This window comes from Massilia sp. NP310 (assembly GCF_019443485.1).
Classification (GTDB): domain Bacteria; phylum Pseudomonadota; class Gammaproteobacteria; order Burkholderiales; family Burkholderiaceae_D; genus Telluria; species Telluria timonae.
This window is the reverse complement of the sequence record NZ_CP080379.1, coordinates 4,723,255-4,744,457: the sequence shown is the minus strand read 5'-3', so window position 1 is coordinate 4,744,457 and position 21,203 is coordinate 4,723,255. Positions and strand designations below refer to the sequence as shown.

At 65.8% G+C, this 21,203-nt stretch carries 20 protein-coding genes; 6 read left to right on the top strand and 14 right to left on the bottom strand.

The genetic code is table 11. The features are described from left to right. The first annotated feature begins 166 nt into the window (after positions 1-166). The 5 genes from ilvA to rapZ all read left to right on the top strand — a co-directional run bounded on the left by ilvA (position 167) and on the right by rapZ (position 5,420). Positions 167-1,705, top strand: coding sequence for a threonine ammonia-lyase, biosynthetic (gene ilvA / locus KY496_RS20890; RefSeq protein WP_219862241.1), 1,539 nt, complete (start codon positions 167-169; stop codon positions 1,703-1,705). Between the two features lie 87 nt (positions 1,706-1,792). Continuing rightward, entirely contained in the window at positions 1,793-2,620 is an 828-nt protein-coding gene (queF, locus tag KY496_RS20885) for an NADPH-dependent 7-cyano-7-deazaguanine reductase QueF (protein ID WP_219862239.1), read from the top strand. 366 nt (positions 2,621-2,986) lie between these two features. Beyond that, complete coding sequence (locus KY496_RS20880) at positions 2,987-3,469, top strand: PTS sugar transporter subunit IIA (RefSeq protein WP_005663304.1); 483 nt, start codon at positions 2,987-2,989, stop codon at positions 3,467-3,469. A gap of 67 nt (positions 3,470-3,536) precedes the next feature. Then, a complete protein-coding gene (gene hprK / locus KY496_RS20875; RefSeq protein ID WP_005663306.1) occupies positions 3,537-4,472 on the top strand; it encodes an HPr(Ser) kinase/phosphatase in 936 nt (311 codons plus the stop codon). Between the two features lie 69 nt (positions 4,473-4,541). Then, positions 4,542-5,420: an RNase adapter RapZ gene (rapZ, locus tag KY496_RS20870; protein ID WP_071360680.1), complete on the top strand. Its 879-nt coding sequence runs from the start codon at positions 4,542-4,544 to the stop codon at positions 5,418-5,420. A gap of 15 nt (positions 5,421-5,435) precedes the next feature. Here the strand turns inward: rapZ and KY496_RS20865 are convergent, their stop codons facing one another. From KY496_RS20865 to KY496_RS20820, 11 genes are all read right to left on the bottom strand, one after another. Continuing rightward, complete coding sequence (locus tag KY496_RS20865) at positions 5,436-5,591, bottom strand: hypothetical protein (protein WP_005663310.1); 156 nt, start codon at positions 5,589-5,591, stop codon at positions 5,436-5,438. 130 nt (positions 5,592-5,721) lie between these two features. Beyond that, the gene (locus KY496_RS20860) at positions 5,722-6,792 is read right to left on the bottom strand and encodes a DUF5694 domain-containing protein (protein WP_219862237.1); all 1,071 of its coding nucleotides are present in this window, start codon (positions 6,790-6,792) and stop codon (positions 5,722-5,724) included. Between the two features lie 84 nt (positions 6,793-6,876). Continuing rightward, complete coding sequence (locus KY496_RS20855; protein ID WP_219862235.1) at positions 6,877-7,962, bottom strand: enoyl-CoA hydratase/isomerase family protein; 1,086 nt, start codon at positions 7,960-7,962, stop codon at positions 6,877-6,879. Between the two features lie 123 nt (positions 7,963-8,085). Continuing rightward, on the bottom strand, positions 8,086-8,445 hold the full coding sequence (gene hpf, locus KY496_RS20850; protein WP_005663316.1) for a ribosome hibernation-promoting factor, HPF/YfiA family: 360 nt from the start codon (positions 8,443-8,445) through the stop codon (positions 8,086-8,088). Positions 8,446-8,520: 75 nt separating this feature from the next. After that, on the bottom strand, positions 8,521-9,861 hold the full coding sequence (locus KY496_RS20845) for an RNA polymerase factor sigma-54 (protein ID WP_373889460.1): 1,341 nt from the start codon (positions 9,859-9,861) through the stop codon (positions 8,521-8,523). 54 nt (positions 9,862-9,915) lie between these two features. Continuing rightward, positions 9,916-9,996, bottom strand: a complete 81-nt coding sequence (locus KY496_RS27475) for a hypothetical protein (RefSeq protein ID WP_373889483.1) — start codon at positions 9,994-9,996, stop codon at positions 9,916-9,918. 11 nt (positions 9,997-10,007) lie between these two features. Beyond that, on the bottom strand, positions 10,008-10,760 hold the full coding sequence (gene lptB, locus KY496_RS20840; protein WP_040775454.1) for an LPS export ABC transporter ATP-binding protein: 753 nt from the start codon (positions 10,758-10,760) through the stop codon (positions 10,008-10,010). A gap of 11 nt (positions 10,761-10,771) precedes the next feature. Then, entirely contained in the window at positions 10,772-11,320 is a 549-nt protein-coding gene (gene lptA, locus KY496_RS20835) for a lipopolysaccharide transport periplasmic protein LptA (protein WP_005663321.1), read from the bottom strand. 47 nt (positions 11,321-11,367) lie between these two features. Continuing rightward, positions 11,368-11,973 carry an LPS export ABC transporter periplasmic protein LptC gene (lptC, locus tag KY496_RS20830; RefSeq protein ID WP_005663322.1) on the bottom strand — a complete coding sequence of 202 codons (606 nt, stop codon included), beginning with the start codon at positions 11,971-11,973 and terminating at the stop codon, positions 11,368-11,370. Positions 11,974-11,983: 10 nt separating this feature from the next. Continuing rightward, the gene (locus tag KY496_RS20825) at positions 11,984-12,538 is read right to left on the bottom strand and encodes an HAD family hydrolase (protein WP_005663324.1); all 555 of its coding nucleotides are present in this window, start codon (positions 12,536-12,538) and stop codon (positions 11,984-11,986) included. After that, complete coding sequence (locus KY496_RS20820) at positions 12,538-13,536, bottom strand: SIS domain-containing protein (protein WP_219862233.1); 999 nt, start codon at positions 13,534-13,536, stop codon at positions 12,538-12,540. Before KY496_RS20820 ends, KY496_RS20825 begins: the two co-directional genes overlap by 1 nt. Positions 13,537-13,692: 156 nt before the next feature. Between KY496_RS20820 and KY496_RS20815 the strand changes: the two genes are divergently transcribed. Then, complete coding sequence (locus KY496_RS20815) at positions 13,693-15,672, top strand: monovalent cation:proton antiporter family protein (RefSeq protein ID WP_219862231.1); 1,980 nt, start codon at positions 13,693-13,695, stop codon at positions 15,670-15,672. A gap of 197 nt (positions 15,673-15,869) precedes the next feature. Here the strand turns inward: KY496_RS20815 and KY496_RS20810 are convergent, their stop codons facing one another. The 3 genes from KY496_RS20810 to KY496_RS20800 form a co-directional block, all read right to left on the bottom strand. After that, positions 15,870-16,988, bottom strand: coding sequence for a diguanylate cyclase (locus KY496_RS20810; RefSeq protein ID WP_219862229.1), 1,119 nt, complete (start codon positions 16,986-16,988; stop codon positions 15,870-15,872). A gap of 149 nt (positions 16,989-17,137) precedes the next feature. Beyond that, positions 17,138-17,983, bottom strand: coding sequence for an MOSC domain-containing protein (locus KY496_RS20805; RefSeq protein ID WP_005663332.1), 846 nt, complete (start codon positions 17,981-17,983; stop codon positions 17,138-17,140). Positions 17,984-18,083: 100 nt separating this feature from the next. Then, entirely contained in the window at positions 18,084-21,191 is a 3,108-nt protein-coding gene (locus tag KY496_RS20800; RefSeq protein WP_184237977.1) for a DEAD/DEAH box helicase, read from the bottom strand. Positions 21,192-21,203: the final 12 nt, after the last annotated feature.

Genomic DNA, 21,203 nt, shown 5'->3' with positions numbered 1-21,203 from the left:
CAATAAGCCTCCATTATAATGATCCGGTACTTTCGTCACGACACGATACGACGAGCCTGTCACCCAGCCAGTCGCATCGACCTTTGCGCCACGGTCACCCACCTTAGCGGAACAGTTCACGTCGTCCGTCCGCCGGCCCTGCCGGCCTGACTATTGCAATCCGACCATGACTACCGACTACCTTCGAAAAATCCTGACCGCCCGCGTCTACGACGTCGCCGAACAGACGCCGCTCGACCTCGCCCCGACCCTGTCCCAGCGCATGGGCAACCGCATTTATTTCAAGCGCGAAGACATGCAGAGCGTGTTCAGCTTCAAGCTGCGCGGCGCCTACAACAAGATGGCGAACCTGACGCCCGAGCAACTCAAGCGCGGCGTGATCTGCGCTTCGGCCGGCAACCACGCCCAGGGCGTGGCGCTGTCGGCCTGCCGTCTGGGCTGCCGCGCGCTGATCGTCATGCCGACCACGACCCCGCAGGTGAAGATCGACGCGGTCAAGGCGCGCGGCGGCGCCAGCGTCGAAGTCGTGCTGCATGGCGACTCGTACACCGACGCCTATAACCACGCGCTGCTGCTGGAAAAAGAACAGCGCCTTACTTTTGTTCACCCCTTCGACGATCCGGACGTGATCGCCGGCCAGGGCACGATCGGCATGGAAATCCTGCGTCAACTGTCGAGCCCGATCCACGCGATCTTCGTGGCCATCGGCGGCGGCGGCCTGATCGCCGGCATCGGCGCCTACGTCAAACAGATCCGTCCCGACATCAAGATCATCGGCGTGCAGACCCTGGATTCGGACGCGATGGCGCGCAGCCTGAAGGCCGGCCAGCGCGTCACCTTGACCGACGTCGGCCTGTTCTCGGACGGCACCGCGGTGCGCCTGGTGGGCGAGGAAACTTTCCGCGTCGCCCAGCAAGTGGTCGACGAGATCATCCTGGTCGACACCGACGCCATCTGCGCCGCGATCCAGGACGTGTTCCAGGATACGCGCAGCATCCTCGAGCCGGCCGGCGCGCTGGCGGTGGCCGGCGCCAAGGCCTATGTCGAGCGCTCGCAGATGAACCGCGAGCCGATAAAAAACGAGACGCTGGTGGCGGTGGCCTGCGGCGCCAATATGAACTTCGACCGCCTGCGCTTCGTGGCCGAGCGCGCCGAGCTGGGCGAATCGCGCGAGGCGGTCTTCGCCGTGACCGTGCCCGAGCAGCGCGGCAGCTTCCGCCGTTTCTGCGCGCTGGTCGGCCCGCGCAACGTCACCGAATTCAATTACCGCATCAGCCATGAAAACGAGGCCCATGTGTTCGTCGGCGTGCAGGTGGGCAGTCGCAGCGAGTCGGGCCTGCTGGCGCGCACCTTCGAGGAACACGGCTACAAGACGCTGGATCTGACCTACGACGAGCTGGCCAAGCTGCACATCCGCCATCTGGTCGGCGGGAAAAGTTCACTTGCGCATGACGAATTGCTGTATCGTTTCGAGTTCCCCGAACGGCCGGGTGCGCTGATGCGCTTCCTGGCCAGCATGGCGCCGAACTGGAATATCTCGCTGTTCCACTACCGCAACCAGGGCGGCGACGTGGGGCGCATCCTGGTCGGGCTGCAGGTGCCGCAGGCCGAGATGGATGAGTTCCGGCAATTCCTGGCCTCGCTCGGTTATCGTTACTGGGACGAGAGCGGCAATCCCGTCTATAAATTGTTTTTGGGGGCATAGACCCCAGATGCCGGTGATCTTGCGGTGTGACCGGCATCGTTTCATTGAACGCGTGGAAGGCAAGGCCTTCCACCTACCGCCATCATTATGAATACACCTGACCAATCGCCACTCGGCAAATCCTCCGCCTACCAGAGTCAATACGCCCCGGAACTGCTGTTCCCGATCCCGCGCCAGCAAAAGCGCGAGGAACTGGGCCTCTCCGGCACGCTCCCCTTCTTCGGCGTCGACATCTGGAACGCCTATGAACTGTCGTGGCTGAACATGCGCGGCAAGCCGCAGGTCGCGATCGCGACCGTGACGGCGCCTGCCGATTCGCCGAACATCGTCGAATCGAAGTCGTTCAAGCTCTACCTGAACTCGTTCAACCAGACCCGCCTCGCCGGCCCCGAGGCCCTGCTGGCCCTGCTGCGCGACGACCTGTCGAACGGCTTCGGCGCGCCGGTCCACGTCACCCTGACCCATCCGGAACAATTCGGCAAGATCGGAATGGGCGAGCTCGAGGGCACGCTGCTCGACCGCCTCGACATCGAGGTCGACGATTACTCGCCGGCCCCGCAGCTGCTCAAGGCCAATCACGAGGAAGCGCCGGTCGAGGAAACCCTGGTGTCGCACCTGCTCAAGTCCAATTGCCTGGTCACCGGCCAGCCGGACTGGGGCACGGTGCAGATCCGCTACGTCGGCCCGCAGATCGACCAGGAAGGCTTGCTGAAATACCTGATCGGCTTCCGCGAGCACAATGAATTCCACGAGCAATGTGTCGAGCGCATTTTCATGGACGTGCTGCGCCAGTGCCAGCCGAGCAAGCTGGCCGTGTATGCACGCTACACGCGGCGCGGCGGCCTGGACATCAATCCATGGCGGGCCAACTTTAGCACCGGCAAGCCGGGTAATCTGCGTGGCGCGCGCCAGTAAACATCGAATTTCTGTCAGGATATTACTCGCACGCCTGTGCGTTTTAGGCGACAGCCATGCAAGGTGCATGGCATCTCCTTTTGCTATACGATACTGAACGACCTGCCTTGTTTTTAAGCAGAGCTTCGAGTAATCGACGGTATTCAGGAGGACCGGCATACGATTGCTGGCTTCAACAGCTGATTCGTTGAGGAAATTGCGTAACGATGTTGATGCAGATCAACTAGCTGCTTATCCCGTTTCGACGGGTATCGTGCGGCCGTTCGGCGAGAAGGCCAAACTGTCGCGAATTCGAGTGTCTCGGGCCCTAAACAGGCCTATAATCCCGTGCTCGCAAGCACTCCACGCGTGCATCGCACCCACGTTATGACGAACCTAAGCAAAATCCTCTCGCTCGAGAACGTGCAACTCGACATCGAAGTGTCGAGCAAAAAACGGGCTTTCGAGCAGGCCGGCCTGATCTTCGAGAACAATTGCGGCATCGCCCGCTCGATCGTCTCGGACAACCTGTTCGCGCGCGAACGCCTGGGCTCGACCGGCCTGGGACATGGCGTTGCCGTCCCGCACGGCCGCATCAAGGGCAGCAAGAGCCTCAAGTCTCCGCTGGCCGCCTTCGTGCGCCTGAAGGAGCCGATTCCCTTCGAGTCGCCCGACGGCCAGCCGGTGAACCTGCTGTTCTTCCTCCTGATCCCCGACCACGTCACCCAGCAGCACCTCGAGATCCTGTCCGAGATCGCCGAGCTGTTCTCCGACGAGTCGGTGCGCACCGCCCTGGCGACCGACCCGGATCCGAAGTCGGTGCATGACCGCATTATCAACTGGCAACCCAGCCTCCAGGCTCTGGGTTAAACTGCACGTCTAGTGAAACGCGCGGCAATCACGCCGCGCGCCTTATTTTGCGACGACGACAATGCCCATGCTGCAGTCTCCGCTGACCATCCAACGGCTGTACGACGACAACCGCGACAGCCTGCAACTCGGCTGGTTCGCGGGCTTTCCCGGCGGTGAACGCCAGATCGCCGGCGACGCCGCCTCGGCCGCCGACCAGGTCGGCCACCTGAACCTGATCCACCCGGGCCGGATCCAGGTGTTCGGCCACCAGGAACTCGACTACTACCACCGCCTCAAGGCCAATTCGCGCAGCCATGTGGTTGGCGAACTGATCGGCGGTGGCCCGCCCGCGCTGATCATCGCCCAGGGCCTGGAAACCCCGCCCGACATCCTGGCGATCTGCGACGAGCAGAACATCCCGCTGTTCTCGACCCCGCTGCCGGCGGCGCAGGTGATCGACTTCCTGCGCGTGTATTTATCGAAAAAGCTGGCCCAGCGCGTGATCATGCACGGCGTGTTCATGGACGTGCTGGGCGTGGGCGTGCTGATCACGGGCGACTCGGGCCTGGGCAAGAGCGAACTGGGCCTTGAACTGATCTCGCGCTCGCACGGCCTGGTGGCCGACGACGCCGTGGAATTCTCGCGCATTGCGCCGAACATGATCGAGGGCCGCTGCCCGCCGCTGCTGCAGAACCTGCTCGAAGTGCGCGGCCTGGGCCTGCTGGATATCAAGGCGATCTTCGGCGAGACAGCAGTGCGGCGCAAGATGCGCCTGAAGCTGATCGTGCACCTGGTCAAGCGCGGCGCGCTGGACGAAGAGGTCGAGCGCCTGCCCTTCCACTTCCCGACCGAAGACGTGCTGGGCCTGCCGATCCGCAAGGTCGTCATTCCGGTGGCAGCCGGCCGCAACATCGCGGTGCTGCTGGAAGCCGCGGTGCGCAACACGATCCTGCAACTGCGCGGCATCGACACGCTGCAGGAATTCATGGAGCGCCAGCGCCAGGCCATGAGCGCGGATTGAACAACTGAGGAACCGGTATCGACGGCGCGGCGGCGTGCCATCGGGTGAAGGTTGCGGTATCATCGCCGCATGCACATCGTCCTCATCACCGGCATCTCGGGCTCGGGCAAGTCCGTGGCCCTGAACGTCCTGGAAGACGCGGGTTACTACTGCGTCGACAACCTGCCGCCGGCGCTGCTGCCGGCCCTCGTCAATACGGTCAACGAAACCGGCACCGCCAAGATGGCGGTCGCGGTCGACGCGCGCAGCGCCGAGTCGCTGGTCGAACTGCCGGTGAGCGTGCGCCGCATGCGCGAGGACGGCCATGCGGTCAAGGTCATGTTCCTGACCTCGAGCACCCATTCGCTGGTCGCGCGGTTTTCCGAAACGCGGCGCAGCCATCCGCTGTCGCACGAGCTGCGCCCGGGCGAGAACCCGGCCTCGCGCCGCACCCTGATCGAATGCATCGCCGAAGAGCGCGAGCGCCTGTCGTCGATCGAGAACCTGGGCCACGTGATCGACACCTCGGAGCTCTCGGCCAATAAACTGCGCGCCTGGATCAAGGAGCTGGCCGAGGTCGCCCATGCGCCGCTGACCCTGTTCTTCGAATCGTTCGCCTTCAAGGTCGGCGTGCCGCTCGACGCCGACTTCGTGTTCGACGTGCGCGCGATCCCGAACCCGTACTACGACCTGGCCCTGCGCCCTCTCACCGGCAAGGACCAGCCGGTGATCGACTTCCTCGACGCCCAGCCGAGCGCGATCGAGATGCTGGCCGACATCCGCAACTTCGTGGCCAAGTGGCTGCCGTCGTTCAAGACCGACAACCGCAGCTACCTGACGGTGGCGGTGGGCTGCACCGGCGGCCAGCACCGTTCGGTGTACATGGCCGAGCACCTCGGCGCCTACTTCGGCGACACCGAGCGCGTGATCGTGCGGCATCGGGAGCAGCCGAAGAATCCGGCTGCGTGATCTCGTCGTCGCTGGTCAGCTATTGAAGAAGTAGTAGGCAGCGGCGCCCACGCTCTCACCCACGTGATATGGGACCAGGAATGCCAGGGATACGGCGCCGATGGCCAGGGAGGCTTTCACGAACGGCGCAAGCGCGCGGTATTCGGAAATCACGGTTTGCCAGAAAATCATGTGGAGCTGTCATCGTTGATGGAAGTCTGAAAGTATCACAAGAAGATGCCGCGCAAGCTCACGCATTCTCACCGCGGCTTGCAGGGACGCCCGACTCACGCAGGATGACCTTATCTTTCATGTGCAGCATTTACCGCAGCAACGCCGCTGTATCGACGACCCGCACGTCGTGCATCTGGTGCAGGTAGGCTTCCAGGTAACCCTTGTGCGAAGCACCGACGATGACCAGCAGCCGCGTGCCCGGCATGACGCCCACCACGTCGCGGATGTTCGCCGCCATGCGCAGGTTGCGCGTTTCCCAGTAGCCGACGTAGGCGCGGCCGAAGCGCTGCGGCGACGGCTCGTTCAGCGCCGCCCCGAAGTCGATCTCGAAGCTCGCCGCGACATGGGCAGGCGAATTGTAGGCGCGGTACATCGCCAGCAGCCCTTCCGGGGTATCGACGCCCCGATCAAGGATCTCGTCCTCTTTCTTGCGCCTGGCATTGGCCGGATTATCCCAGGCCTTCATGATCGCCTCGCCGGCCGCCTTGCGGTCGGCGTAGGGGCGGCCTGCCGTCTGGTCGTCCATCGCATACACGCGCTCATGCCCCAGCCGGGCCGCCAGCTGCGCCGCGATCGACACGCTTTCGTTGGGATGAACCGCGAGCTTTTGCAGCCGTGCGACCAGGACCTCATCCAGCCCGTCGCCGGCGCGGCGGTCAGCGGCCGGCAGGCGGAGCCACTGGACCACGGCCGACGCCTCCTCGCCGCCGGCCAGGAACACGGCCGCCAGGCGCCGTCGCTGGGCCGCCGACGGCGCCGCCGGCCAGGCGGCCAGCAGCCGTTCGGCCTCGGCGGTGGCCTGCGGCACGTCGAGCCCGGTCGCCGCCCTGGCCGGCGCGGTATCCCAGCAATAGCCGTCGACCGCCTCCTGGTAGCGCACCGCATAGCGGCGCATGAAATCGCACTGCGGCCCGGAGCGGTCCTCGACCGCGATCGCCTGCGGCTTCCAGGCGGCGAGCCGGTCGTTCAGCGGGGCCAGGCTCGACGTCTGGAAGGTCTTGGGCAGGTGCGCCAGGTGGGGCGAGCCGAGCACCATGATCTCGTTGACCGGCCCTGTCGTTGGGCCCTTGAGCCGGCTCGGATCGAAGGCGGGCTGGTAGTCCTGCGCGGCGGCGGCGCAGGACAAGGTCATCGCAATCAGCAAGGCACGCAGGCGCATCGGGTTTCCTTTCAGGTCATGAAGACCCGATGTTCACACCTCACCGATATGGTGTCACGCAAAAATGGATATGCACGCAGCGGATTATGCGAGATGCCTGAGCGGATGCGCATGCTCCGGCCACACCGGGTCGAAGAAGCGCGCCACCATGTCGGGCGTCACCTGATCGAGCGAAGGCGGATTCCATCGCGGCGCATTGTCCTTGTCGATCACCAGCGCACGCACGCCTTCCAGCACTTCGCCATGCGCGAAATTGTGGCGCACTAGCGAACGTTCCATGCGCAGGCAATCGGCCACGGACAGCTGCGCGCCGCGCGCCAGCAGTTCGTGGGTCACGCACATCATCAGGGGCGAGCGCTGGCGCATCGCCGCCAGGGCGCGCTGCGCGAACAGCGTCTCGTCGCCTTCGAGCGAAGCCATGATCGCGGCGACCGAGGCGGCGCCGAAATGCGCATCGATCAGCTGGCGCTGGGCCTGCAGTTCGCCGTTGCCCGCCTGCGGCGCGAACGGCGCCGCGAAAGCGCGGATCGCCGCCGGCAGGTCAGCGCCGGGTGTGGACGCAATCAAGGCATGCAGGGCCGGCAGCTCGGCGCCCGGCACGAAGACATCGGCCAGGCCGATATGGAGCGCGTCGGCGGCGCCGATCGTCAGCCCGGTCAGGCCCAGGTAGTTGCCGAGCTGTCCCGGCGCATGCGACAGGAAGTGGCTGCCGCCGACGTCCGGAAACAGGCCGATGTTCACCTCGGGCATGGCCATCTTCGTGCGCTCGGTCACGATGCGCAGGCCGCAGTCCGGGCCGCCCTGGGCGATGCCCATGCCGCCGCCCATCACGACGCCATCCATGATGGCGATGTAGGGCTTCGGGTAGAAATGGATCAGGTGGTTCAGCGCGTATTCTTCGGTGAAGAAATCCTCGAGCAGCGCGCTGCCGCCCATCGGCGTCGCATGGCCGACCTCATGGAAGAAGCGGATGTCGCCGCCCGCGCACAAGGCCTTCTCGCTGCTGCTGGTCAGTACGACCGCGTCGACCTGCCCGTCATGGCGCCAGGCGCGCAGCACAGTGGTGAGCGCGCGCACCATCTCGAGCGACAGCGAATTGAGCGCCTTCGGGCGGTCCAGGGTGATGATGCCGGTGCGGTTGGCGACGCGGGTCAGGACGTGGTCGGTCATGGCGTAATCCGTAATGGAGAGACATGCATTTTACCGAACACACGATACGCGTCATATCGGGGAGCTGGATGCAAAAAGGGCGTCCCCTCAGACGCCCTTAGCTAGTGTGAGCCCTGCGCCTGATCAGGCGACAGCAGCGTCTTCGCCGCCGTTTTCCGGCAGGCGTTTGATCGAGGTACGGCTATGGTCCTTCAGCATTTGCTTGTGTTTCAGGATCTGTCTGTCCAGCTTATCCATCAGCGTGTCGATCGCGGCGTACAGGTCTTGCGCGACGCTTGCCACGTGCAGGGTCTTGCCCGACACCTGGACGTTGATCTCTGCTTTCTGCCTTTTTTCTTTTTCAGTGAGGTTGTCGACGGCCAGGAAGACGTGGGTGTCGATCACCTGGTCGAAATGGCGAATGATGCGCTCGAGCTTATTCTGAACGTATTCACGGATGGCGGGGGTTACTTCGAGATGATGGCCACTGATTGTGAGGTTCATACACACTCCTTTGAAAAGGTTGCACCGTGTGGACCACACCAACGCGACAAGGCACGACGGGTGTGGACGGCGCAGTTACAAGGACTTGCGGAGGCTTACAGGGGGTATCTTGAGGGCTTCACGGTATTTTGCAACCGTCCGGCGCGCGATGACCATGCCTTGTTCCCCGAGCATCTCCGCGATCTTGCTGTCGGACAATGGGTTCCTAGGGTCTTCTGCTCCTGTCAATTGTGCGATGAGCGCACGGATTGCCGTCGAGGATGCTTCGCCTCCCGCCTCGGTGGCAACGTGGCTGCCGAAGAAATACTTCAACTCAAACATGCCGTGCGGGGTCAGCATGTATTTCTGCGTTGTGACACGAGAAATTGTGCTCTCGTGTAGGCCTAGTGTATCAGCTATCTCACGTAAAACAAGGGGCCGCATGGCAACCGCGCCATGGGAGAAAAAGTTGCGCTGGCGCTCGACGATCGCCTCCGCCACGCGCAGGATGGTGTCGAATCGCTGGCGCATATTCTTGATGAGCCACTTCGCTTCCTGCAACTGCGCGCCCATCTGCGCTTCGCTCTTGCCCTGCTTGAGGAGGCTCGCGTACAGGCTGTTCACGCGCAGGCGCGGCATCACGTCCGGGTTCAGGGTGACCGCCCAGCCGCTCTTGGAACGGCGCACGATCACGTCCGGCACCACGTAGTCCGACACGTTCGAAGCGAACGCCGCGCCCGGATGCGGATTGCATTGGCGCACCACGGCCTGCACCTCGCGCAAGTCTTCGTCGTCGCAGTCGAGCGCTTTTTTCAGCTTGCTGTACTCGCGCTGGGCGAACCAGCTCAGGTAACCCTCGACGATGGTCAGCGCCATGCGCCGCGTCACCAGCGGCACGCCCGGCATGCGCCGGATCTGCAGCGCCAGGCACTCGGCCGCGCTGCGCGCGCCGACGCCCACCGGATCCATGCTCTGCACCAGCGCCAGCGCGCAGCGTAATTCGTCGATCTCGATCTCGAGTTCTTGGGGCAGCCTGGCGTGAATCTCGTCGAGCGGCTCTTCCAGGTAGCCGTTGTCGTCCAGCGCATCGATCACCAGCTCGGCCAGCGCACGGTCGCGCGCCGACAGGATGGCTTCGCGCACCTGTTCCATCAGGTGTTCGCGCAGCGTGATGGCGCAGGCTTCCAGTTGCGGGCGGCCGTCCTCGTCCTCGCCGCCGCCGGACGATGGCGCGCCGCTGTCGCTCCAGTCGGCATCGACGCGATCGTTGTCGGCGCCGCCCTCGAAACCCTCGCCCTCCTGCGCAGGCGCACCCTCACCCTCGGCCTGCTGGCCGGGCGCCGGCGGCGCTTCGCCGTTGGCGGGCGCATTGTTGATGGCGCCATCGGCCAGCAGGCGCACCGATCGGTCGAGCGGATCGTCGAGCCGCTCGAGCAAGGGGTTATCGCCCAGTATCTGCTCGATCTCCTGGTGCAGCTCGAGCGTCGACAGTTACAGCAACCGGATCGACTGCTGCAGTTGCGGCGTAAGCGCGAGGTGCTGCGAAGTGCGAAGTTGCAGGGACTGTTTCATCTAGGCGTCGCTCACATGCGGAAGTGTTCACCCAGGTACACGCGGCGCACCGACTCGTCGGCGATGATGTCGTCAGGACGGCCGGAGGCAAGCACCGCGCCCTGGTTGATGATGTAGGCGCGGTCGCAGATGCCGAGCGTCTCGCGCACGTTGTGGTCGGTGATCAAAACACCGATCCGGCGCTCCTTCAGGAAGCGCACGATGCGCTGGATCTCGATCACGGCGATCGGGTCGACGCCGGCGAACGGTTCGTCGAGCAGCACGAAGCGCGGATTGGTCGCCAGCGCGCGCGCGATTTCCACGCGGCGACGCTCGCCGCCCGACAGCGACAGCGCCGGATTCTCGCGCAGCTTCTCGATCTGCAGGTCGGCCAGCAGGGTGTCGAGGCGCTCGTTGATCTGGTCTTTCGACAGCGGCTTGCCGTTGTCCTTCTGCAGCTCGAGCACGGCGCGGATGTTCTCTTCCACCGTCAGCTTGCGGAACACCGAAGCCTCTTGCGGCAGGTAGGACAGGCCCAATACGGCGCGGCGGTGGATCGGCAGGCTGGTGATGTCGGTGCCGTTGATGTCGATCGAGCCGGCGTCCGACGGCACCAGGCCGACGATCATGTAGAACGACGTGGTCTTGCCGGCTCCGTTCGGGCCCAGCAAGCCGACCACTTCGCCGCATTCCACCTGCAGCGACACGTCGCGCACCACCAGGCGCTTGCCATAGCTTTTCTGCAGGCCCTTGACGACCAGGGTGCTGCGATCGCCCAGCTCCATCGGAATCGCCGTCATTGGGCGCCTCCGGCGGGTGCGCGCTTGGGCGCCAGGATCAGGGTGCCGCGGCCGCCGCCGGCGACGCTCTTGCCGCTTTCGTCGTTGCGCACCGTGGCCACTTCCTTGCGGTTGTCGTAGGAAATGAAGGGGCCGGTGATCTGGTTGGTCATGCGCGCGCCTTCGAGTTCGCGCACGACGGCGTTGGAATACAGGCGCACCAGTTCCGACCGCTCGTCGTACTCGATGCGCTCGGCCTGGCCGTCGACCCACAGGTCGGGACCGCCGTCACGCTTCTGGCGGAAAGTGGCGACCTTGCCGCCGGCAGCGGTGAGGGTCACGCTCATATAGCCTTCCGGGCTTTCCTTGACCAGGGCGCGGTCGGACTTGAGCACCAGGGTGCCGCGGGTCAGCACCACGTTGCCGGTCAGGATGCGGGTGCCGGTCACCTCGTCGATGTCGAGCGAATCGAAGTTGATGACCGCTTCCTTGAGCGAATCGGCGCGTTCGGCGGCCGCGGTCAGCGACAGCAGGGAAAGGAAGGCGGCGACAAGTAGTTTTTTCATGGTTGGTGGATACGGGTCTCTGGTTGGCACGCGGCGTTTCTGGAGGATCAGCGCTGGCGTGGCGGATAGACGATCTGGCCGCGGCTGGACAGGTGCAGCTGCATGGTCGCATTGTTGGCGACCATGCCGGTGCCCTTGACGCTGGACGCGCCGAGCTGCATGTCGATCGGCAGATCGGTCTTCAGTATTTCTTCGTCCGGCAGCACGGTGAGCGCCTGGGTGCGCACGTGCAGCGATTCACTCTGCGCGGTCTTGGGGCGCTGCAGGTCGACGTCGCCGATCAGCTCGACCCGGTGCTCCTGGTGATGGATCTGCGCGTTCTTCGCGACCACCGTCATCGGCGGGCGGCCCGGCTCGACGCCGCGCAGCACCGGCGCCTCGACGTGCGACACGTCGCCGCGCGGAATATGCTCCAGGCGCTTGCCCGACACCAGGTAGCTCGGCTGGCCGTTCTCGGTCATGCGCACGAAGGAGAAGTTCTCGACGATGTAGTCCGGTTCGTCCGGCGGTCCGCCCAGCTGGGCGTCGATGTCGGACCCCTGCATCAGTTGCAGCAGCCAGAAGCTGCCGAAGGCGAAGAAGGTGCCGATGACGATCATCGCCAGGAGATTCCAGCGGTGGGCGGTGCGCTTGTTGACGACGACGGTAGCCATTTTTAAAGCCTCAGGCGAAGTACGGCGCGAGCGCCTGGTCGTAGGTGCCCTGGGCGCGCATCACGAGGTCGCACACCTCGCGCACCGCGCCGCGCCCGCCGGCGTTTTTCGTTACGTAGTGCGCGCGGTGCTGCACCTCCGGGTGGCCGGACGGCACCGCGACGGCGAAGCCGACGCGCGCGAACAGCGGCAGGTCGATCACGTCGTCGCCGATGTAGCCGCACTGCTCCGCCGTGAAGCCGGTGGCTTCCAACAGCTTGGCGAAACCGATGCGCTTGTCGTGGATGCCCTGGTGGACGTGCGAGATGCCGAGATCGGCCGCGCGCTTGACGACGATCGGCGACAGGCGCGCGCTGATGATCGCGGTCTGGACGCCGGTCTTGTTCAGCAGCTGGATGCCCAGGCCGTCGAGCACATTGAAGGTCTTGGTGACTTCGCCTTCCGGGCCGTAGGTCAGGCTGCCGTCGGTCAGCACGCCGTCGACGTCGAAGATCATGACCTTGACGCGCGCCGCGCGCTCCATATGGGCCAATGGGGTAATGGCCGGGATAAATGTGTCGCTCATCAGATCACCTTGGCGCGGGTCAGGTCGTGGATGTGCAGCGCGCCGACCAGGCGGTCGTCCTCGTCGACCACCAGCATCTGGTTGATGCGGAATTCCTCCATCACGGCGACAGCGTCGACCGCCAGTTGCTCGGGGCGCACGCGGCGCGGGTTGGCGTGCATCACGTCGCGGATCTGGACGTTCGAGAAGTCGTGCATGCGCTCGATCACGCGGCGCAAGTCGCCGTCGGTGAACACGCCGACCGGACGGCCTTCGGCGTCGACGATGGCGGTCATGCCGAGGCCCTTGCGGGTCACTTCGAGCAGCGCTTCGACCAGCGAGGTTTCGGGGCCCACGCTCGGCACCGCGTCGCCGCTGCGCATCACGTCGCGCACATGGGTCAGCAGGCGGCGGCCCAGCGCGCCGCCCGGATGCGACAGCGCGAAGTCTTGTTCACGAAAACCCCGCGCATCTAACAGCGCCACGGCCAGCGCATCGCCCATGGCGAGCGTGACGGTGGTGCTGGTGGTCGGCGCCAGGTTGAGCGGGCAGGCTTCCTTGTCCACCGCGATGTTCAGGTGCACGTCGGCCAGCTTGGCCAGGCGCGAGGCTGGTTTACCGGTCATGGCGATCACGCGTGCGCCCAGGCGCTTCACGGCCGGCAGGATGTCGAGGATCTCGGACGATTCGCCCGAGTTGGAAATCGCGATCACGACGTCGTTCCTGGTGACCATGCCCAGGTCGCCGTGCGCGGCCTCGCCCGGGTGCATGAAGAAGGCCGGGGTGCCGGTGGACGCCAGGGTGGCGGCGATCTTGCGGCCGATGTGGCCCGACTTGCCCATCCCGGACACGACCACGCGGCCGTCGCAGGCCAGGATCAGCTGCGCGGCGTTCACGAAACTGTCGTCGTCGCCCAGGCGCGCCTGCAGGGCGCGGATGGCGTCGGCTTCGATCGACAGCGTTTCGCGACCCAGTTCCAACACGCGCCGGGCCAGGGTCTCGTCAAAACTTTTCGGCATTATTTTTTCATCGGTTACACTCATTTTGGAAGTATAAACGAATTGGGAAAGCAAAAAACTTGCCAGTCGTAACAAACGATAACAAGCGCATGCCGCACCACACCTGGCTAGTGCCATAAGATCAACACTTTTGCTGTTTATCCCAGCATCGCATCAATGCATTCCGGTCTTGAACTCACCCTCCTCCTGCTGGGCTGCGCCGTCCTGGGCGTGGTGCTTTTTCGTAGCCTGCAACTGCCGCCGATGCTCGGCTACCTCGCCGTCGGCGTCCTGATCGGCCCCCATGCCCTGGCCCTGGCCGAGGACAGCCCCACCACCCATGCGCTGGGCGAGTTCGGGGTCGTGTTCCTGATGTTCTCGATCGGCCTGGAGTTCTCGCTTGGCCAACTGCGCTCGATGCGGCGCATCGTGTTCGGGCTGGGCCTGGCCCAGGTGGTGTCGACGATCGTGGCCGTCATGGGGATCGCCCTGCTGGCGGCCTGGCTCCTGCCCGGCATTGCGCTCGGCTGGCAGGCCGCCTTCGCGCTGGGCGGCGCGCTGGCGATGTCGTCGACCGCCATCGTCGTCAAGCTGCTCACCGAACGGCTGGAACTCGAGAGCGAGCATGGGCGGCGCAGCGTCGGCATCCTGCTGTTCCAGGACCTGGCGGTGGTGCCGCTGTTGATCATGATTCCGGCGCTGGCGCGCGATCCGGAAGACCTGGCGATCACGCTCGGGGTGGAAGCGGTCAAGGCGGCGCTGGTGCTGGCCCTGCTGCTGTTCTTCGGCCAGAAGCTGATGGGGCGCTGGTTCACGGTCGTCGCCAAGCGCCGCTCGCAGGAGCTGTTCATGCTCAACCTCCTGCTGGTGACCCTGGGCGCGGCCTGGATCACCGAGCAGGCCGGCCTGTCGCTGGCCCTGGGCGCTTTTGTCGCCGGCATGCTGATCTCGGAGACGCCCTATAAGCATCAGGTGGAAGAGGATATCAAGCCGTTCCGCGACGTGCTGCTCGGGCTGTTCTTCATCACGATCGGCATGCTGCTCGACCTGCGGATGGTGATCGAACACTGGTGGCTGGTGCTGCTCCTGCTGGCGCTGGTGGTGCTGCTCAAGTTCGGCCTGATCGCCCTGCTCGCGCGCGCCTTCGGGGCCGCGCCTGGCACGGCGATGCGCACCGGCCTGGCGCTGGCCCAGGCGGGGGAGTTCAGCTTCGTGCTGCTCAATCACGCCTCCGGCTCGAAGCTGGTCGACCCGTTCGTGATGCAGCTGGTGCTGGCCTCGATGGTGCTGTCAATGCTGCTCGCGCCCTTCGTCATCGCGAGCATGGACCGGATCGTGATGAAGCTCGCGGCCAACGAATGGATGACGCAGTCGCTGCAGCTGACCCAGCTCGCCACGCGCACCATGAAGACCCAGAACCACGTGATCATTGCCGGCTTCGGGCGCAATGGCCAGAGCCTGGCAGCCTTGCTCAAGGAAGAGGCGCTGCCCTGGCATGCGCTCGACCTGGACCCGGAGCGGGTGCAGGACGCGCAGGCCGCCGGCGCCACCGTCTCGTACGGCGACGCGACGCGGCGCGAAAGCCTGATGGCGGCCGGCATCGGCCGCGCCAGCGCCCTGGTGATCACCTTCGCCGACACCCGCTTCGCCATGAAGGTGCTGCACCTGGTGCACGAACTGGCGCCGGCGCTGCCGGTGATCGTGCGCAGCTACGACGACCGCGACACGGAGATGCTCAAGGCAGCCGGCGCCACCGAGGTGGTGCCGGAAGCGCTGGAGAGCAGCCTGATGCTGGCCTCGCACGCGCTGGTGACGCTGGGCGTGCCGCTGCGGCGCGTGGTGCACCGGGTGCAGGCGGCGCGCGACGACCGCTACGCAAGCCTGCGCGGCTACTTCCACGGCGCGAGCGACAGCGGCGCCGATCTCGAGCCGGGACATGTGCGCCTGCATTCGGTGCGGCTTCACGCGCAGGCCGGCGCCGTGGGCAGGAGCTTGCTGGAGCTGCGGCTGGAGGACGTGGCGGCCGAGGTGACGGCGCTGCGGCGCGGCGGCGAGGATGTCGAGCCTCGGCCCGACGTGGTGCTGGCCGCCGGCGACGTGGTGGTGTTGCGCGGGGATGGGGAGGCGGTCAGCCGGGCCGAGGACCGGTTGTTGTGATCCTGGCCGCGCCCTCGTGTGGGCAAGTCACGCTGCTCAAGCACGTCGTTCCCGCGGAGGCGGGAACCTAAGTTATGCAAACGTCGTCGCGACGCTCGCAAACTTGGGTCCCCGCCTTCGCGGGGACGACGGGGTTAGGCTAACGACAAAGCCCTCGTCACCTAAACTTATGGTCAGTACGGCCCAACCGTGTACGATTACGCGAACGTAACGACCTTGTTGCGGCCACCGGCCTTGGCCTGGTACAGCGCCGCATCGGCCGATGCCACGAGTTCTTGCGCCACGCCTTCGATCGCGTTGTCGCGGGCGAAATCTGACAGCGCCGCAACGCCGATCGACACCGTCACGTCGACCCGCTCGCCGCCGCTCAGGCTCACCGGATCGGCGGCCACGCTGGCGCGAATGCGCTGCGCGACCATGCTCGCGCTTTCCAGGTCGGCGTCGATCAAGAGCACCACGAATTCTTCTCCGCCGAAGCGGCCCAGCGCATCCGACATGCGCAGCTCGGCCTTGATGCGGCCGCACACCTCGCGCAGGACGTCGTCCCCGCCCTGGTGGCCGACCGTGTCGTTGACGCGCTTGAAGTGGTCGATGTCGATGTACATGCAGGACAGGCGATAGCCCTGGCGCCGGGCGCGCGCGATCTCTTCGAGCAGGCGGCGGTCCATGTAGCGGCGGTTGTAGACGCCGGTGAGCGAATCGGTGAGGCCGATGTATTTCAGCATCTCGTTGCTGATCACGTTTTCGAGGCAGATCGCGATGATCGACCCCATGTGCTCGACGAAATCGGTGCCCAGGTTCGGCGTGAAGCGGGTCGGGTCGGTGCTGCCCAGGTTGAGGCTGCCGATCAGGCGCGTATTGCGCAGCAGCGGCACCAGGGCCACGCTCTGCAGCCCGGCGGGCGGATGCGGGAACATGGCGCAGTGCTGGCCCGGCGCATAGGCGCCGAGGATAGGACGCGGACGGCGCTCGGGCGACATGTCGAAGCCGAGTTCGACCGCATGCTCGCAGAACATCAGGTTGGGGAACCCCTCGAAATCGACGCCCAGGCGGTGCATGACGGTATAGATGTCGGCATCCGGGTCGACCAGCGACAGGGTGACGGTGTCCAGTTCGGAGATCACCGGCAGCGTGCGGAAGATCGTGCCGACCAGCTCCGGAAAGCTGCCGGCGCCAACGATCTGCAGGTCGAAGGCCTGGTGGCGGCACATGATTTCGTGGTTGCGTTCGGCCTGCTCGAGCAGGTACGCCATGCGCGCGCGCAGGGTCTCGTTTTCCGCCATCAGTTCTCGCGTCGACGCGCTCGGCTCATGCATGGAGCATTCCTTTCAGCAATAACCGTAACATTACGCCATCCAATCTTGCTTGGATATGAAAAACCGCTTGTCAATATCGTGCAAGATGTGGGAATAGGCGATTTTGCGACACTGTTGCGGTGTCGCCGGCGTTCGACCTGCCGTGGTGCTTAGAAAGCAAGCTCGGCGTTTAGTTCCTGGCCCACGCGCAAGGTGCGGCCAATGCCGTCCTGGACGATGACGTTCATGCCCATCGTGACGGCGCCGTCCATGCGGGCGTTGGCGCGGTAGGTTTGCAGGATGTCGAGGGGGTCGGGGCCGGGAATGCCGGTGGCCTGGTCGACCGACGGAATCGGGCAGCGGGCGCAGGGCTTGACCGGACGCAGGTTGATCTCGCCATCGCTGAAAGTCTCCACGAAGTCTTCTTCGAAGGCGTCGATGCCTTCCACGACCATGTTGGGGCGGAAGCGGTTCATCGGCAGCGCGGCGCGGCCGGCTTTCGCCAGCCTGGCGTTCAGGTCATCGAGCGAGGATTGGCCGATCAGCAGGATCGGGTAGCCGTCCGAGAAGCGGGCGGCGGCGGGCAGGCCGCCGGTCCATGGGCTGATCTTCGGACGCACGACGTCGGGACGGAAGCGCACCAGCCGGCACGGGGCGCCGACGGCGTCGGCGAACCAGGCGGCGGCATCGTCGCCGCAGTCGGCGGCCAGGACGTGGTCGTCCCAGATCAGCACTTCGATTTCCGGCGCCTCGAGGTCGTGCGCCAGCGGCAGGCGGATCGGCGACAGGCCGGGCGCCTCGACCACCAGCGCATCGCCCTCGACGCGCGGCGCGATGGTCGCCATGCGCGGGTATTCGCGCTGGGTCAGGAACAGGCCTTCGCGTGTGACCACCATCCATTCGCGGTCGTGCACGCCGCTTGCCGACAGGCCGTCGAGGGCAAGCGTCGCCTCTGGCACGGACAGGCCGGCGCAGGACTTGATCGGATAAAGGAGGAGTTCGGTGACGGTGGCCATGCTGTGATCGGGATGGTAAGAAGCCAACAGTATGGCAGCAATCGGCGCCGCTGGCACGATCCCGAAGGGCGGATTCGATGGAATCCGCCCTGCCCTTGCGCTAGCCCTCGACCGTCTCGCGGCTGCGCTCCACCAGATACGTCGCCAGCAGGCCGGACGGCAGCGCTGTGCGGCCGGCATCGAACACCTTGCGGTTGCCGATGACGATGAAGCTGTCCCGGGCGCGCGACACCGCGACGTTCAGCATGTTCGGCTTCTGGTCGAAGAAGGCGCCGCCGCTGAAGTTGTCACCATAGGTCGGCGAGAACAGCACGATGGCGCGCTCGGCGCCCTGCAGCGCGTGCACGGTGCCGACCGTCAGGCGGCTGTCCTTGCGCAGCAGGTCCGGCATGTCGCGGCGCAGGCGCCGCTCGATGGCGCCCGCCTGGGCGGCGAACGGGGTCACGATGCCCACCAGCTGCCAGATCGGCGTCGGCTTGCCGGCGCCATCGAGGTAATGCCGTTCGATGTCGGCGCGGTGGGCCTTGAGCCAGTCGACGACCGCGGCCGCCTCGAGCTCGTTGTAGCGGCTGCCGCCGCGCCGGGTGTCCCTGCCGCCCACGTGAATCAGCTCGAATGGCGGCAGGATCCGCGCTTCCGGCGGCAGCGACGCGCGTTTCGGTTCGAGGCGGCCGGCGTAGATCAGCCGGTTGCAGTAATCGATCAGCTCCGGCACAGAGCGGCGGTGTTCGGTCAGCATCAGGCCGCGCACGTCCTCGTACTGCTGGACGGTGCAGCTGCGGTTGGCGATGCGCATCAGGCTGCCGCTGGCCGGGGTATGACCGGCCTGCTCCAGGCGCTCGTAGGCGGGGTCGTGGAAGGCCGGCGCCAGGCCGAACTTGACGGCGTTGGCGCGGTCGATCGCTTCGCCGCTGTTCCAGACCGGCTCGATCTGGAAGGTGTCGCCGACCACCAGCGCGCGCCGCGCCAGGGCGAACATCGGCGCGCCGATATCGGGCGAGACCTGCCCTGCCTCATCGACCACCAGCAGGTCGATCGTATTCCAGAACGGCATGTCTTCGCCTTCCCAGGCGGTGAAGAACGACGGCGCCATGTGGAAATTCGACACCAGGCAGGGAGAGAGCTTGGCGAAGCGGCGGTACTTCGCTTCGAGCTTGCTGCGCCCCTTCGTATCCCTGATGCCGCTCCTGATCCGGTGCCGCACTTCAAGGATCCACTGGCCCGACCAGTACCAGTCGGCGACGGCGAACATGCGCGCGCGTACCTTCTTGTCCAGGTGTTCGTTCAGGTTGGCGAGGCTGGCGTCGAGCAGTTCCGGGTCGTCGCCGGCCACGTCGCGCCAGGCGGCGAAGGCACTGGTGATGCGTGCGCGCTCCGTCTCGGCCCGCGCCATCTCCTGCTTGACGTCGTCTCCCTGACGCGCGAGCTCCCCTTTCAAGGCGAGCAGCTCGGCTACGGCATCGTTCTTGTGCTGCAGCGCTTCCTTCTTGAGCGTATGGAAATGCCCCGGCACGCCGTCGGCGCGGTGCTGGAGGTCGGCAGTCAGCGGATGCGCCATCAGCACCTGGCGGTCGCGCGCCATGCGGCGCCGGCGCACGGCCGGCACGAAACTGAAGAGGTCGAGCCAGATCGAGGCGTCGGCCAGGTAGGCCGCCCATGCCTTCTCGGCCTGCATGATGTCGTCGCGGCGCGCCTCGTAGGCGCGCAAGGCGGCGTCGGCGGCCTGTTCGCTTTCGTCCAGGCGCGCGCGCAGTTGCGCCAGCTGTTCACGGCAACGCGTGAGTTCCTCGTTCAAGGTCGCCAGCAAGGCGCGGTACGAGGCAACGGCGCCGTCGTCGACGTCCTGGCCGAGCGCATGGAACAGGGTATGGCGCGCCGCCACCAGCGTGTCGAGGCGGGCGGCAAGCTCCTTCAGTTCGGCGTGCAGGTCGTGGACCACGGTGCCAACGCCATCGCCGCGCCGCCTGAAGTGCATCGCCGCGCAGTCGAGGTAATGGCGCTCCGCCGCCGCCAGCATTTCCGGCGTCTCGAACTCCTCGAAGGGGTGGCTCTTGCCGGTGCAGACCGGATGCTGGGTCTGGCGCGATTCGGACGCCAGGAACAGCCCGAAGCCGCGCCCGTAGGGATGCCAGCGCCGATGCCCGGTCTCGGCCGAGATTTTCGCGAAGCTGTCGAGCACGTTCTCGACCGCCTTCACATTGGTCGAGGCGACCACGATCAGCGGACAATCGCCGCCGGCCAGGGCCGCATCGACCCAGAGCTGGGCGACCACGCTTTGCAGCAAGGTGGTCTTGCCGGTGCCGGGCGGACCGTTCACCGCCAGGACCTGCCCCTCGCCCAGGCGCTGCAGCTCGACCATCGCCATGCGCTGGGACGGCGACAAGTGGTGAAGCGGATGCATGTGGCCGACCGTCTGGCCGTCATACGGCGCGGTCTGCTGCAGCGGCAACGGCGCGCGCGCCGGCCGGTCGGCAATGGTGCGCAAGGTGTCGAGCAGCGGCGTGGGCGGCCCCTCGGCGATGATGCGGTCATACAGCTTCAGGAGATGCCGCGCGACGACCGGCGGCTCGTAGGGCATGCCATGCCAGCCCGATACCAGGCGATGCTCGTCCAGCGCGAAATCCGGCAGCCGTTGCTGCCCATCGGCCGGCGCCATTGCAGAAAGCCCGGGCAGCCCGGCGCCCGTCACGGCTTCGAACAGGCGCGCCGCCACGTGGAAGGTATCGCCCATGCCGGTGGCTTGTTCCGGCAGCGCGCCGATGAATGCGTCGACGCTGGCCAGCGCGCCGACCGACGTGCGCTGCAGGGTCGGCTCCAGCAGCTCGCGCGGAATCCACGGCATGCGCTCGGGGTCCGGCGACAGCACGCCCTGGCGATCCAGCAGGCAGGGAATGCACAGCACCGAGGCGCCCTTGTGCAGCTCGGCGCCGTCCTGCTTGGCGCCATGGCTCGCTTCCAGCGCCAGGCGGGCCGGAATCAGCACGAAGGGGATGCGGCCGCCCCGCTCCAGCTTGCTGGCATTGAACTGCGCCTCGATCCAGCTCGCCAGGTCGGGGGCGGCTTGTGCAACCCGCCATGCGCCGTCATTTTCCACGAGCGCGATCGGTTTGCTGTCGGGTGCCACCTCGGGATGCAGCAGGCTGACTTCGGCCAGTGCGGCGCGCCAGTACGGCAACGGCAGCAAGCGGTTCTGGACTGTATCGTTCATGTTTTCCTGTAG

Coding starts and splice junctions, on each gene's coding strand:
- ilvA (WP_219862241.1), top strand. CDS start 167: ATGACTACCGACTACCTTCGAAAAATCCTGACCGCCCGCGTCTACGAC.
- queF (WP_219862239.1), top strand. CDS start 1,793: ATGAATACACCTGACCAATCGCCACTCGGCAAATCCTCCGCCTACCAG.
- KY496_RS20880 (WP_005663304.1), top strand. CDS start 2,987: ATGACGAACCTAAGCAAAATCCTCTCGCTCGAGAACGTGCAACTCGAC.
- hprK (WP_005663306.1), top strand. CDS start 3,537: ATGCTGCAGTCTCCGCTGACCATCCAACGGCTGTACGACGACAACCGC.
- rapZ (WP_071360680.1), top strand. CDS start 4,542: ATGCACATCGTCCTCATCACCGGCATCTCGGGCTCGGGCAAGTCCGTG.
- KY496_RS20865 (WP_005663310.1), bottom strand. CDS start 5,591: ATGATTTTCTGGCAAACCGTGATTTCCGAATACCGCGCGCTTGCGCCG.
- KY496_RS20860 (WP_219862237.1), bottom strand. CDS start 6,792: ATGCGCCTGCGTGCCTTGCTGATTGCGATGACCTTGTCCTGCGCCGCC.
- KY496_RS20855 (WP_219862235.1), bottom strand. CDS start 7,962: ATGACCGACCACGTCCTGACCCGCGTCGCCAACCGCACCGGCATCATC.
- hpf (WP_005663316.1), bottom strand. CDS start 8,445: ATGAACCTCACAATCAGTGGCCATCATCTCGAAGTAACCCCCGCCATC.
- KY496_RS27475 (WP_373889483.1), bottom strand. CDS start 9,996: ATGAAACAGTCCCTGCAACTTCGCACTTCGCAGCACCTCGCGCTTACG.
- lptB (WP_040775454.1), bottom strand. CDS start 10,760: ATGGAGCTGGGCGATCGCAGCACCCTGGTCGTCAAGGGCCTGCAGAAA.
- lptA (WP_005663321.1), bottom strand. CDS start 11,320: ATGAAAAAACTACTTGTCGCCGCCTTCCTTTCCCTGCTGTCGCTGACC.
- lptC (WP_005663322.1), bottom strand. CDS start 11,973: ATGGCTACCGTCGTCGTCAACAAGCGCACCGCCCACCGCTGGAATCTC.
- KY496_RS20825 (WP_005663324.1), bottom strand. CDS start 12,538: ATGAGCGACACATTTATCCCGGCCATTACCCCATTGGCCCATATGGAG.
- KY496_RS20820 (WP_219862233.1), bottom strand. CDS start 13,536: ATGCCGAAAAGTTTTGACGAGACCCTGGCCCGGCGCGTGTTGGAACTG.
- KY496_RS20815 (WP_219862231.1), top strand. CDS start 13,693: ATGCATTCCGGTCTTGAACTCACCCTCCTCCTGCTGGGCTGCGCCGTC.
- KY496_RS20810 (WP_219862229.1), bottom strand. CDS start 16,988: ATGCATGAGCCGAGCGCGTCGACGCGAGAACTGATGGCGGAAAACGAG.
- KY496_RS20805 (WP_005663332.1), bottom strand. CDS start 17,983: ATGGCCACCGTCACCGAACTCCTCCTTTATCCGATCAAGTCCTGCGCC.
- KY496_RS20800 (WP_184237977.1), bottom strand. CDS start 21,191: ATGAACGATACAGTCCAGAACCGCTTGCTGCCGTTGCCGTACTGGCGC.